Source organism: Candidatus Poriferisodalis sp. (assembly GCF_965221945.1).
GTDB lineage: Bacteria > Actinomycetota > Acidimicrobiia > Acidimicrobiales > Poriferisodalaceae > Poriferisodalis.
The window spans coordinates 3,160,827-3,173,158 of the sequence record NZ_OZ244925.1 but is presented as its reverse complement, the minus strand read 5'-3'; the positions used below and the strand labels follow the sequence as shown (position 1 = coordinate 3,173,158).

Below are 12,332 nucleotides of genomic sequence, written 5' to 3'. Positions count from 1 at the left end.
CGTGGCGCTGGCGGACAGCAATCTGCTGATCGCACTGACGGTGCCGAGTCATGTGCATCACGGCATGGCGCACTCGTGGCTCGCGCAGCATCAAGGTGTGGTTGCCACATGCCCGATTACCCAGGGAGCGCTGTTGCGACTGTTGATCCGAGAAGGCAGATCCGCAGAAGCTGCTCTCACGGCACTCGAAGCCATCTCACGGCAACCGAATCATGTCTTCTGGCCCGACAACCTCGGCTACGGGGATGCGTCACTGCGTGGGGTCATCGGCCACCGGCAAGTCACCGACGCCTACCTTGCGGCGCTGGCCGAGCACCACGGCGGCGTTGTCGCGACCCTTGATCGCGGCCTCGCGCTGCTCCGCCCCGACGCGACGCTGCTGATCGGGGCCTGAGCGCACGAACCGAAATCCTTGCCGCATCGAGCACGGCTGGCAACAACGGGTGGGCCTAGCCTCATCGCTCGTGTCGAGCACGACTGTGCATGTCGCACGCGATCTGCGACTCGCGCCTGGGTTTCGAGACTCGGTGCACGAACTCACCAGGAACGAGCAGACCAGCGTCTGGGATGCAGTGGGGCAACTCGCCGAGGACCCATCGCATCCCGGATTGAACCTCAAGAAGCTGAACGTCAGGAGTTCAGTCGATTGGCTGTGGTCCGCGCGGGCATCTAAAGATCTGCGCATTTTGCTCCGGCGCCTCGGAGCAATGAGCGAGCTGGTTCACGCCGGTCATCACGACGCGGTCTATGAGCGGGCCGAGCGCATCAGAACCCTGCCGACTGCGCCGCCACCGAGCGAGGCGATGCCTGCAAGCGAGCCGGCTGAAGACGGCCTTCCGTCGACAGAACGCCACGCCAAGCCAGACTCGTACGTCCACGAGCGTCGAGAGCAACTGTCGACGAAGGACGAGCCGCAACGACCGCTGCTGTGGATGTGGTCTGCCGCAGACGTGCTGGACATGTTGAAGGTGCGAGACGAATTCGGTGGCGTGAGCGCCGATCAGGTGGAGGCGCTGGTTCGTGCGACCGACCTTGACGGGGACGACGTGCTGCTGCGTCATTGGCCGGGCGACGACAACATCGCCTTGCGACTTTCGCTGCTCGAACTTTTGTTTGAACTGCACGAGGTTCATCCTGACCAATGGCGCAGCGATCAACTGACCACAGCAGAGCAAGCGGCTGTCGAGCAGTTCGCTCGAGATATCACCGAGCGTGGTGCCGCGGCCGCGCTGTCGATCACGCTGAACGCCGACGAAGTCAAGCGCCTCGCCGAAGCTCCGATCGAGGACTGGATGATCTTCCTGCACCCCTCGCAGCGCGACATCGTCGAACGCGACTTCACTGGCCCTGCCCGGGTAAGCGGATCAGCGGGTACCGGCAAGACCACCGTGGCACTGCATCGAGCGGCCTGGCTGGCCAAGCGCCCGTTGCAAGAAGAGATATTCGGCGAGGAACTCCGGCCGATCCTGTTCACGACCTTCATCCGAAGCCTGCCGCCCGTGCTCGAGAGTCTGTATTCGAGGCTGCCCACGTCCGTCTCGGGATCGGTCGAGTTCGCGAATATTGACCAGCTCGCGGACCGCCTGTGCCAAGTGATCGACGAGCATCGCCGTGGCCCTCAGGCGAGCGTCAACATCGCGCAGTCGAAGAGCACGTTCGCGCGGGCGAAGCGCGACGTGGTTCGCCCCGGTTCGCCGTTGCACGCGCTGGGACTCTCCGACGACTACCTCATCGACGAGGTGACCAAGGTCATCATCGGGCGTGACATCGGAGACTTGGAGACCTATCGCAAGATCAGGCGCCATGGCCGCGAAGTTGCGTTCCAGCAACCCGTGCGCGACCAGATGTGGGACCTCCATCTCGCATGGCGCGAAATGATGGCGGATAAGGGCCTCGAACACTTCGATGACCGCATCCGCCGAGCGCGTGACTACGTGCGATCGCTCCCGCAGCCTCGATACCGCGCCGTGCTTGTCGACGAATCGCAGGACCTGACCCAGATTGGCCTAGAGCTGCTGAGCGCGTTGGTGGCCGAACGCGTCCCTTACGAGACCGGCGAAGGGCACGGCTTCGTGCTTGGCCACAACTCGCTGCTGATTGTCGGCGATGCCGCCCAGCGTGTCTATCCCGGAGGCTTCGCACTGAGTGATGCGGGCATTGAAGTTCGAGGCCGCAGCGAAGTGCTGGTCGTCAACTACCGAAACACGCGTCAGATCATCGGGGCAGCCATGGCCTGTACCGGCGCGCAGGAAATTGGCGATCTCAGCGACGAGACAGACGACGAACCGTCTGGCTCAGCATCTGCGGTGCCGACATCAGCGCGGCCGCGGCGACGCGCTGATGCGCAATGGGAAACTCACCGTGACGGTGTGACGCCGCGCCTCGTGATCGCCGCAGATCAAGGCGATGAGCGCCGGTACGTGGTGGAAGAAATCACCTTGCTCGCCGCAACGAACCCAGCGCTGAGTCTGGGTGACTTCGGCGTCTTTGCGGTCACGAACAGCCAGGTCGACGCCGCGATCTCAGTACTGGAGCAGGCCGGCCTGAGCTGCATCAACCTGAAGGAATTCGCCGGCAAGACGACCGAAGAGGTCAAGGTGGGGACGTTCGATCGGGCGAAGGGCCTGGAGTTCAAGGTCGTCTTTCTGCTCGGCGTGTCGCACGGCGCATGGCCGTTCACGGCCTCCAACAAGTTTCCTCCCGCCGAACGCGCGGATGCTGAGGCGCTCGCCGCCACGAAGCTCTTCGTGGCTATGACACGCGCCCGGGACGCGCTCTACGTCGTGTGCAGCGAGAAGCCTCATTCGCTGATCGACGCAGGCCGCGATCACTTTGAGGCCATCCGCGTCCCGGCCACCTAGAAACTCAGCTGTCAATCGCTTGGCAGGCCGAGCTGCTTGATGATCTGTCTGGCTAGTCGCTCATTGATCTCGTTATGGCGCACCGCCTGATACGCGCCGATATTGGGGCGCGATACCAGTCGTGTCTTGAGCCATGCCGAACCAAGATCGACCCTGTCGCGCGAATTCGCCTGACCAGCTCAGCCCGCTTCACGCCAGCGTGAGATCGGCGACGCGGCGCATTCCGGACAATTCACCGCTCGTCAGATCCGCGTGGAGATAGCGCAGATGCTCCTCGAGGTCGTCCAACGTCTTGCCTTGCGTCCAATAGTCAGGGAATTCCTCGAGGTAGCCGAGCCACCACTCGTCCTCTTGCCAGTAGACGATCTTCGTGGTCCGCACGCCCACATCTCCCAGCTGGCCGTTTGCGTTGAACATAGCGCTCGTGGAGCGCTAAACCCGGCGCGGAATCGGCGTCGGCCGCGGGGCTCAGGTGCGGTCTCGCCAGAGCCGCGCCACCGAGGAGGCAAGCCGGTAGATCTGCCTGTCCGCACGGGGTCCATTGGGGCTCGCCAGCAGGTCGGTCGAGACGCGCATGGCCAGGTTCCCCATCCGGGGGGAGCGAATCGCTAGCTGCGTCAACTGCCGCATCAGTCCGGGCTGGCCGAGCGCGCGCGTCGCCAGCCGGCCGAGGTGGTGGTACCGCTGCCAGCGGGCAGCCAGTGCGGCCTCGTAGTGCCGCAGCTCGAGGCCGTCGTCGGCGTCGAGTGCTCGGCCGATCACCTCAGCAGCCAGCCGACCCGTTGTCAGCGCCGGGCCGATGCCATCGCCGCTCCAAGGGTTGACGCTGCCGGCCGCATCGCCGGCCACCACCCAATTCGGCCCCGAGCGCGGCCGCACCGATCCTCCCATTGGCAGCCTGCCACCCGCCGGCGCGCAATGCGGTCCTGCGGGGTCAATCTCCCAACGATCAGGAATTTGGGTGGTCCACTGCTCGAAGAGGCGTTCGAGCGAGATGGCCTCGTTGCCGTAGTGATGGCTGAGCAGGCCCACGCCCACATTCGCGGTGCCATCGCCGACCGGGAACACCCAGCCATAGCCCGGCAATTGACCGCCTGCATGATCGGTGAGTGCGAAGACCGACTCGATCCACGGCTCGGCATGACGGGGCGTGGGGTAGTACGCGCGCATCGCCCAACCCTGCGCGTACGTCCGGGTTCGCACGGTGCCGAGCGCCCGGCCGAAGTTCGAGCGCGGCCCGTCAGCGATCACCACATAGCGGGCATGCGCGACCACCGGCCCTTCGGGCCCACTGCCCGCACCGGTGGCGATGGCAGTGCATCCCCGCAGGTGACCATCGGTGATGAGCGGCGCTGTGACCTCGGTGCCCGTCAGCACGCGTGCCCCCGCAGCTTGCGCTCGGGTCGACATCAGCGCGTCCAGCCTCGGTCGGCGCACGACGACGCCATAGCCAGGCCACTGCTCGCCTTCGGGCCACGGCACCTCGAGGCTCTGACCGTGGGCGGTGATGCGCAGCCCACGGTGCCGGTGCCAGCGCGCGGCGCCGGGATCGCAGCCCATGTCGATGAGCTCGCCCACCGCGACTGGAGTGAGCGCATCGCCACACACGCGCTCGCGTGGATGGCTCGCGCGCTCGATGAGCACGACGTCGCGCCCCGCGCGTGCCGACCAGTAGGCGGCAGCACAGCCAGCAGGTCCGCCGCCGACGACGAGCACGTCGCACGCCAGTGTCTGGGTCAAGGTGTCTGGGTCACGGTGTCTGGGTCACGGCCACAACGTCCGGCGGAACGGGGCCCGGCAGGTGCGCCGCAGCATTGGGAACTGGGCCTCAGTGGCCGCCGCCCTCACCGGAATCAGAGCCTCCGCCGCGGTGTTCCCACTCGGCGTCACGCTCAGCCGCGACTTCATCGCTGATTTCTTCACCGCCGATGACCTCGCGGACATAGCGCGCGACCGAGTACAGCTGGTGCTCGCTGAGCACATCGCCAAATGCTGGCATGTTGGCCGCGTTGTCGCTACCGCCGGCTATGTGTGCGCCGCCGGGGCGGTTCGAGTCGCCATAGGCCTGCCCCAAGCCGGTCCCCTCAGAGCCGACCGAGATCCACTCGATGAACGAATCGTCCAGGCTCGGGAACGTCAGCAGCACCTCGCCGTTCCACAGCGGTCGGCCCACGGCACCGCCTTCGGAACCGGAGCCATCGCCGCGATGACAGCTCGCGCAGCGCACTGAGTATGTGGTTGCGCCTTCGGTAATCGCCGTGATCGGCTCGGGCGGCGGCTCGGTCAGCTTCACGTATACGAACGCCCACAGCGGCAGGCAGAACAGCACGGGCAGCACCCAGATCGGAATCCGGTGACGGGTCTGGGCCGCGACCACCCATGCAGCATCAGGCGGCGGTGCGGGTTCAACTTCGAGCTTCGCCGCTTCGCGCGCCGCAGCGATCATCTCAGCCTGGCCTGGCGTTGCCGCCGGAACTCCACCGGCCGCCGGCGCCGCCGCAGCAGCGGCGCCACCGTCCTCGCTGCCGTCGTCCTCGAGCACCCCTAAGGCAATGCGACGTTGTCGCGAGCGCTCCAGCAGGTACTCGGGAACATCGGTCACGGGATCCTCCGCGGGGTTTCCCCCAGGGGTTCTGGCATTGCCGGCGGGGCCAAGTTCGCAGGGCACGATACGCGCCCGAGCGCACCGAGGCGCAAGTCTGCCACGCAGTCACTCCAATGGCGCAGTAGAAGTCAACTCGGATTGCGATGACGGATTGCGGTGACACGGTGGCGACCGCAGGCTGTCGTGCTAGAACATCACGCGCCATAGCCGGGGTGCCGGTAATCTTTGCTCCGGTCTCGTTGCGGCTGACGCACTCGGTACAGCATCGAAAGCGTCAGCTTGCGGCAGTCCTGACACGCCGACGACCGAACGCGGGAGGAACGAAAGAGTGGTTGCACTCATCACCTCGATCCTCGTCACCGCGCTGATGGTTGCGGGCTTCATGTGGTACGGCAAGCGCCGTCCCACTGACCGTCCCACCACTTGGGGCGAGGCCATGTTGGGGGCGGCCTACGTGTTCATGATGATGCTGCTGGTCTTCGGGATCGTGCCCGACCGCTGGGTCCGCCTCACCGACAACGAATGGGGCTGGTCGGTCGAGCGTTTCCTGGTCACTGAGGGGCAGTTCATGACGTCTCCGATCACGTTCCCGCCGATGCGCATCGACCTCAAGAAGGTCAGCGACACAATGGTCGTGATCGAGCACCTTGCGGCCCTCGTCGCCATTCCGCTGCTGTCGAAGTGGTGGCAGCGGCGCGACAAGGCCCAGCCCACCGCCGAGGCGACCTCGGACTACGGCCGTCCCCTCATCAAGGGCAACTGAAAGCGCGAACCCATGGCTGCGAACGACGCAAACCCACCGATGCCCAAGTTCCGGGACGACTACGTCCTGCATCAAGTCGATGCCGCGTACCTCGACGCCGCGGTCAAGCCGAAGCAGTTCATCAATATCGACCAGTCCGAGTGCATCCAGTGCGAGGGCTGCGTAGATATCTGCCCATGGAAGTGCATCTGGTACGTGTCCACCGAGGCGGTCGACGAGGCCGTCGGCGTGGACCTGCCGGGGCTGGATCCCACCGACAACGCCATCTTCATCATCGACGACGACGTGTGCACCCGCTGTGCGCTGTGTGTCGACCGCTGCCCGACCGGCGTGATCACGCTCGGCAGGGTCAGCAACACCCCTCCGCCGTCGGGCGATGTCCACGGCCGGACCCACACCCACGGCTACGCCTACGGAATGCGTCTGTAGCGCGAGCCCCGATGCTTGAACTGCTGCGACAGCGAAGGACCCGGTCTAGGTAGACCGAACACATATGGCGAACACTCTCGAGTCCCCCAAATCCAAGCCGAACCTGCCGCAGCGTCTGCAGAACGCGCAATCGCAGGCGGCCGATTGGATGCAGGACAGCCAGTTCTGGACGTCGGTCTTCCGCCCCGGTTCGATCTTCCGCAAGGGCTACACCGACAGCCCCCGGAACCGCTCGTACGTAGTCATGAACAGCGTCCTGTACCACCTTCACCCGGTGAAGGTGAAGCGGCACGCGGTGAAGGTCAGCTACACGCTGTGTCTGGGCGGTCTCAGCTTCTTCCTGTTCATCCTGCTGACGATCACGGGCATCTTCCTGATGTTCTTCTACCGACCCACCGACACGGCGGCTTGGGCGGACATCGAAAGCCTCCACACGCAGGTTGCGTTCGGCCTGCTCGTACGAAACATGCACCGATGGGCCGCGCACCTCATGGTGCTCACGGTCTTCTTGCACATGGCCCGGGTCTTCTACCACGGTGCCTACAAGGCACCCCGGGAGTTCAACTGGGTCGTCGGCGTGATGCTGCTGCAGCTGACATTGCTGCTCAGTTTCACGGGCTACTTGCTCCCGTGGGACCAGCTCTCACTGTGGGCGGTGACGGTGGGCACGAACATGATGGGGTTCACGCCCGTCTTTGGTGACCAAGTGCGCTTTGTGCTGCTGGGGGGCCAGCAGATCGGAGCGGAGACGCTGCTGCGGTGGTACGTGCTGCACGTCTTGATGCTTCCTTTTGTGATCGTCATCTTCATGGCGATCCATTTCTGGAGAGTGAGAAAGGACGGAGGTATATCGGGACCCCTGTAGGAACCCTGAACGTCCCGCAACGAACAGCATGACCGAGATTCCAGAACACCTCCTGAGGCGCAGCGCCGAAGCCAAGGCACGCGCCACCGGCGCGCCCACGCCTGGCGACGCCGCGTCCTCGGCTGCCGCGCAGCCCGATGACGACGACGGTGTCACGATCCCGCGCTCACTGCTGGAAGCCAGCCAGCAGCCCGGCGGCGCGCCCGCTGTTGCGGGCATGGCCGCGGACGGCCCAGCAGCTGCCGGCGGGGGCGTGGCCACCACGCTGCCGCCGCTCATGGCGGGGCCGGCGGGAAACACCCACCGCCTGCTGACGGTGGTCAAGTCGGGCTCGATCCAGGATGTCAAGGCCAGCCCGGGCGACAAGGTCCATGTCTGGCCGCACTTGCTGGCAGCAGAATTCACCGCCGCGCTGTTCATCACGGCCTTCACGCTGGTCTTCTCGCTGTTCATCAACGCGCCGCTGCTGGAGCTCGCCAACCACAACGAGACGCCCAATCCCTCTAAGGCCCCCTGGTACTTCCTGGGCCTGCAGGAACTGCTCACGATGTTCGATCCGATGATCGCCGGTGTGACGATTCCCGGCGTCGCTCTCGTGCTGCTGGCCTTCGCTCCTTACATCGACAAGAACCCGTCCATGCGGCCGGAGGACCGCAAGTTCGCCATGTCTATCCAGACGATCCATCTCATGTTCTGGGCGGTGCTGGTGATCATCGGCTCGTTCTTCAGGGGGCAGGGCTTCAACTTCACCTACCCGTGGGACACCGGTCTGCACGGCATCTTCCACCTGTAGGAGCACGTCGGCATGTCCACCGGAACGATTCTCGCGATTGCCATCCCGGTCATCGTCGTGCTGGGTGCGGTGGTCGCGTTCGTCTCCCTGAGTCGCCGGGATGCCACCGGCCTGGGGCACCTGTCGCGCGAGACACGTCGGCGTGACGAACTGGCGGCCGCCGCGGCGGGTGAGGCCGCTGCGGGCGATGACGCCGGCGCGTTCGGAGTCAGCTCACAAGCCCGGGAGCTGGAACGCTCAGTTGCACTGGAGCGCCGCCCGGCACCCGTGGCGGTCGACGAGCCTGAGCTGCCGCAGGACTGGGCACCGCCGCCTCCCAACGAGGTGGGCGTCACGCGCCGGCAGTTCCTGAACCGGTCCTCGGTCATTCTGATGGCGACCGGTCTGGGCACCTTCAACGCCGCCATGATTGCCTTCCTGTGGCCTCGTCCGACGCGCGGCTTCGGCTCGAAGGTCAAGATCGGCACGATTGCATCGGTGGACGAGGCCATCGCCTCGTCGACCCCGGCGGCCAACTTCTCGTACTTCTCCGAGGCGCAGAGCTACATCCAGCCGTATCCGACTGACTCCGCAACGCAGTCCAATGCCGAGGCGACCTATGGGGGTGTGGTGCTCGAGGGCATAAGGCTGGGGTACGTCGCACTGTGGCAGAAGTGTCCGCATCTCGGCTGCAAGGTGCCGGTGTGCGGCAGCTCGCAGTGGTTCGAGTGCCCCTGCCACGGCTCGAAGTACAACCGCGTCGGCGAGAAGAAGTCTGGCCCAGCGCCTCGTGGCATGGATCGGTTCCCGGTGACCATCGAGGAGGGCAACGTGTACGTGGACACTGGGAGCGTGTCGCAAGGTCCTGCAATCGGCACCGACACCACGGGGCAAGGCCTCGAGGGCCCGCATTGTGCTTGACGTAAGCGGGCCCGGAGCCCTTCAGTTGCTGGCCGCCAGTACGGAGCGGTCGATCGCGATCGTACTCATGGCCATCGTGGTGATCGGCTGGGCGATCTATGTCTTCGTCAACATCCGTCAGGCAAAGGCGGAGGTGGGCAGCGAGATCGAGCTGGCGCCGAACCGCGGCGTCATGCCCGACGACGAGGAGCTCGAGGGCCGCCGGCTGGAGAAGGTGCAGGCCTTCGGTGTGCTGATGCTGCTCATCATGGCGCTGGTGCTCCCGGTGTACTGGATGCTCGAAGGCGGTCGCCGTTCGGGTGCGGAGACGGCATTTTCCGAGGCCGCCGAGAACCGCGGTGAAGCACTGGCAGCCGAGCAGGAGTGCACCGACTGCCATGGCGCTGACCTGGGAGGTGCGCGCTTTGCACCGGTGGTGCTCGACATCGGCCACCAGTTCTCGGACAAGGAGTCCTACGTCATCAACACGACGTGGGAGGCCCCGTCCCTCGACGACGTCTTCACTCGATTCGATACTGATGCCGAGACGCTCGACGAGGTCAGCGAGGTGCGGCAGATCCTCGTGTACGGCCGAGGCGTGATGCCGGCGTGGGGCCTCGACGGCGGTGGCCCCCTCAACGACCAGGAGATCGACGACTTGGTGGCCTGGCTGTGGCGGGAGCGCCTCAGCGACGAAGAGGCGCAGGAGCGCGCGGCGGCGCGCCTCGCCATCGAGTTGGCCGCGAACCCCGACAGGTCCGAAGGTGCAGTCCTGTTCGATTTGCACTGCGCGCGCTGTCACACGCCTCGCTGGCCAGGGCGTGGTCCGGCGCAGCTTCCGAACAACGGCGGAACGGTCGAGGTATTGCCCGGTCCCGACGGCGCCGGTCGCTACGGTCCGCCCCTCAACAGCGTGAGCCTGGAACGGCTGTTCCCCGAAATCGAGGACCACATCTCGTTCATTTCCGACGGCGCGGCCGACAATGTGCCCTTTGGCGAGTTCGCTCGGCTGGGCAACTACGGCATGCCGGGCTTCGGCCGGGTTCTGGATGAAGACGAGATCCGGGCCATCGCAGAATATGAGCGCAGCCTCGACCAGGAGAGCCAGGCTGCGGTCGGCTTCGAGCTGCTGGACGAAGCGGGAGATGACGAATGACCGCCTCGAACCTTCTCGGGATCGTCCGCTGGGATCCGGTTCTCACCGGCTACCTGGCCGTCATCCTCGCCGTGTCCGTGCTGTGCGGTTCGGTGTACCTGCTGCTGGCCACCAACCTCGGCGTACGTCTCGGATTCCTCGTCGCTTGGACCGGCCTGTGGGGCTGGATGCTGCTGATGTCCATCGTGTGGTGGGTGTTCGGCATTGGGTGGATCGGCAGCCAGCCGGGCTGGAATGTCCTGCAGGTGGCGACCAATCCAGCCGTCGTGCCCACAGAAGAGGTGCAGCAGTTGTCGGCGTACGGGCTCGATCAGATACCCCCCGACTGGACCGTGGTCGACGAAGCCGACGCCCGCTCGGCGGCCGACAGCCATGTCGTCTGTAACGACGCCGACCCTCGGCGCTTGCTGGCCGTGAACTCGTGCCTCTTCTCTGCCGCCACCGACTACTTCACCCACCGGGTAGTCGTGACCGGGGGCGAGCGGTATCGCCCGCTCAGCATTCCCGACAACGTGATCACGCAGTACTTCTTCCCGAGTCGTGGACGGCCCAACTACGCGGTCGTGCAGATCCAGCCATTCGCGCCGGTCGCCGACATCGACCCGAACCAGCTCAACGAAGAGGGCGAGGTCATCCTGCCGCAAGCCGAGATTGACGACGACGCGCCGGTGTACTCGGTCGTGATGGTGCGCGATCACGGCAGTGTCCGGCTCCGCCCGGCCTTGCTGTCGATCTTCGCCGCGCTGCTGTTCGGCTTGGGCTGCTATCACCTGCATCGACGGGACCAGGCGATCTGGGCGGTACGCGAAGCTGCGGGCCAGTGACCGGCTGGCCTTTCTTGGGCCAGACTGGGACCGGCATCGAATCGACGACACGCTGAGGGGGTCAGGGGCATGAACAGCGGCTTGGCGGAATACCTGCCGGTGTTGGTGCTCGGCGTTCTCGCTGTCTTGTTCGTGCTGCTCAGCATCGTTGCGTCGCGCTTGCTGGCACCGCAGCGCAGCACTAAAGCCAAGCTGGCGCCGTACGAGTGCGGCATCGTCGACCAGGCCGCCATCCCGGAGCGATTTCCCGTCCGCTTCTACCTCGTGGCGATGCTGTTCATCATGTTCGACATCGAGATCGTCTTCCTGTACCCGTGGGCGGTCGCGAACGCCAGTCTCGGTCTCTTCGGCTTTGTAGCGATGCTGATCTTCGTCGTGATTTTCTTCCTGTCGTTCGTCTACGAGCTGGCAATGGGCGGGCTGGAATGGGGCCCGCGCAAGCGCCGCGTCCTCCCACTGCCCCCGGCGACTCGCAGCGGGGTGACCGCCGTGCGCACCGTCGGGCTGACGGGACGTGAGCACGTGCCGGCTGGCGCCGCATGGAGCGGCGCCCCGCAGCACGGCGCCGCATGGAGCGGCGCAAGCCAACACGGCAGCGGGACGGGAGCGGGCTGATGGCGGGCATCGACGACCTCAAGGCGAAACTTGGCATCGACGACGGCCTGGCAGGACTCGGGCACAACGTCTTCACCGCACCGGTGGAAGAACTGGTGAAGTGGGCGCGGCGCCGCAGCCTCATGCCCGCCACCTTCGGGCTGGCGTGCTGCGCGATCGAGATGATGGCGACCGGTACGGCTCACTACGACCTGGCTCGCTTCGGCATGGAAACGTTCCGAGCGTCGCCCCGCCAAGCCGACCTCATGATCGTGGCCGGACGCGTCAGCCAGAAGATGGCACCGGTGCTGCGGCAGATCTACGACCAGATGATGGAGCCCAAGTGGGTGCTGTCGATGGGTGTGTGCGCATCCAGCGGCGGGATGTTCAACAACTACGCCATCGTGCAGGGCGTCGACCAAGTCGTGCCGGTCGACATATACGCGCCCGGCTGCCCGCCGGGTCCTGAAACGCTGCTGCACGCCATCCTTGCCCTTCATGAGAAGATTCGCACCGGCGAGCTGACCCAGCGACGCGCCGACCGCGGTGGCGGAGCTGCAGTG

At 65.5% G+C, this 12,332-nt stretch carries 13 protein-coding genes and 1 pseudogene; 11 read left to right on the top strand and 3 right to left on the bottom strand.

Going from position 1 to position 12,332, the window contains the following annotated elements; genetic code table 11:
• Position 1 precedes the first annotated feature (1 nt).
• Both ACOQPH_RS14880 and ACOQPH_RS14875 read left to right on the top strand, forming a co-directional pair.
• Positions 2-394 (top strand): TA system VapC family ribonuclease toxin, encoded by a 393-nt coding sequence (locus ACOQPH_RS14880; protein ID WP_420622126.1) that lies wholly within the window; start codon positions 2-4, stop codon positions 392-394.
• Positions 395-707: 313 nt separating this feature from the next.
• Positions 708-2,861, top strand: coding sequence for a 3'-5' exonuclease (locus ACOQPH_RS14875; protein ID WP_420622125.1), 2,154 nt, complete (start codon positions 708-710; stop codon positions 2,859-2,861).
• Between the two features lie 189 nt (positions 2,862-3,050).
• Here ACOQPH_RS14875 and ACOQPH_RS14870 read toward each other — a convergent pair whose 3' ends face one another.
• The 3 genes from ACOQPH_RS14870 to ACOQPH_RS14860 all read right to left on the bottom strand — a co-directional run bounded on the left by ACOQPH_RS14870 (position 3,051) and on the right by ACOQPH_RS14860 (position 5,463).
• Positions 3,051-3,278 (bottom strand): type II toxin-antitoxin system HicB family antitoxin, encoded by a 228-nt coding sequence (locus ACOQPH_RS14870; RefSeq protein ID WP_420622124.1) that lies wholly within the window; start codon positions 3,276-3,278, stop codon positions 3,051-3,053.
• A gap of 51 nt (positions 3,279-3,329) precedes the next feature.
• A complete protein-coding gene (locus ACOQPH_RS14865; RefSeq protein WP_420622123.1) occupies positions 3,330-4,601 on the bottom strand; it encodes a geranylgeranyl reductase family protein in 1,272 nt (423 codons plus the stop codon).
• An 88-nt stretch (positions 4,602-4,689) separates the two neighbouring features.
• Positions 4,690-5,463, bottom strand: a complete 774-nt coding sequence (locus tag ACOQPH_RS14860) for a c-type cytochrome (RefSeq protein WP_420622122.1) — start codon at positions 5,461-5,463, stop codon at positions 4,690-4,692.
• A gap of 331 nt (positions 5,464-5,794) precedes the next feature.
• Here ACOQPH_RS14860 and ACOQPH_RS14855 point away from each other — a divergent pair, with 331 nt between their 5' ends.
• The 9 genes and pseudogenes from ACOQPH_RS14855 to ACOQPH_RS14815 all read left to right on the top strand — a co-directional run.
• On the top strand, positions 5,795-6,229 hold the full coding sequence (locus tag ACOQPH_RS14855; RefSeq protein WP_420622121.1) for a hypothetical protein: 435 nt from the start codon (positions 5,795-5,797) through the stop codon (positions 6,227-6,229).
• A gap of 12 nt (positions 6,230-6,241) precedes the next feature.
• The gene (locus tag ACOQPH_RS14850) at positions 6,242-6,658 is read left to right on the top strand and encodes a 4Fe-4S dicluster domain-containing protein (protein ID WP_419551238.1); all 417 of its coding nucleotides are present in this window, start codon (positions 6,242-6,244) and stop codon (positions 6,656-6,658) included.
• Between the two features lie 148 nt (positions 6,659-6,806).
• Positions 6,807-7,523, top strand: a complete 717-nt coding sequence (gene extP / locus ACOQPH_RS14845) for a selenite/tellurite reduction operon b-type cytochrome ExtP (protein WP_419554789.1) — start codon at positions 6,807-6,809, stop codon at positions 7,521-7,523.
• A 28-nt stretch (positions 7,524-7,551) separates the two neighbouring features.
• Positions 7,552-8,316, top strand: coding sequence for a menaquinol-cytochrome c reductase cytochrome b subunit (locus ACOQPH_RS14840; protein WP_420622120.1), 765 nt, complete (start codon positions 7,552-7,554; stop codon positions 8,314-8,316).
• 12 nt (positions 8,317-8,328) lie between these two features.
• Positions 8,329-9,216 (top strand): ubiquinol-cytochrome c reductase iron-sulfur subunit, encoded by an 888-nt coding sequence (locus tag ACOQPH_RS14835; protein WP_420622119.1) that lies wholly within the window; start codon positions 8,329-8,331, stop codon positions 9,214-9,216.
• A gap of 67 nt (positions 9,217-9,283) precedes the next feature.
• The gene (locus ACOQPH_RS14830) at positions 9,284-10,351 is read left to right on the top strand and encodes a c-type cytochrome (RefSeq protein ID WP_420622118.1); all 1,068 of its coding nucleotides are present in this window, start codon (positions 9,284-9,286) and stop codon (positions 10,349-10,351) included.
• A complete protein-coding gene (locus tag ACOQPH_RS14825) occupies positions 10,348-11,175 on the top strand; it encodes a hypothetical protein (RefSeq protein WP_420622117.1) in 828 nt (275 codons plus the stop codon). The genes ACOQPH_RS14830 and ACOQPH_RS14825 overlap by 4 nt, the downstream gene beginning before the upstream one ends.
• 69 nt (positions 11,176-11,244) lie before the next feature.
• Positions 11,245-11,790: an NADH-quinone oxidoreductase subunit A gene (locus ACOQPH_RS14820; protein ID WP_420622116.1), complete on the top strand. Its 546-nt coding sequence runs from the start codon at positions 11,245-11,247 to the stop codon at positions 11,788-11,790.
• A gap of 47 nt (positions 11,791-11,837) precedes the next feature.
• Positions 11,838-12,296, top strand: a pseudogene (locus ACOQPH_RS14815) (NADH-quinone oxidoreductase subunit B); the annotation flags it as partial.
• Positions 12,297-12,332: the final 36 nt, after the last annotated feature.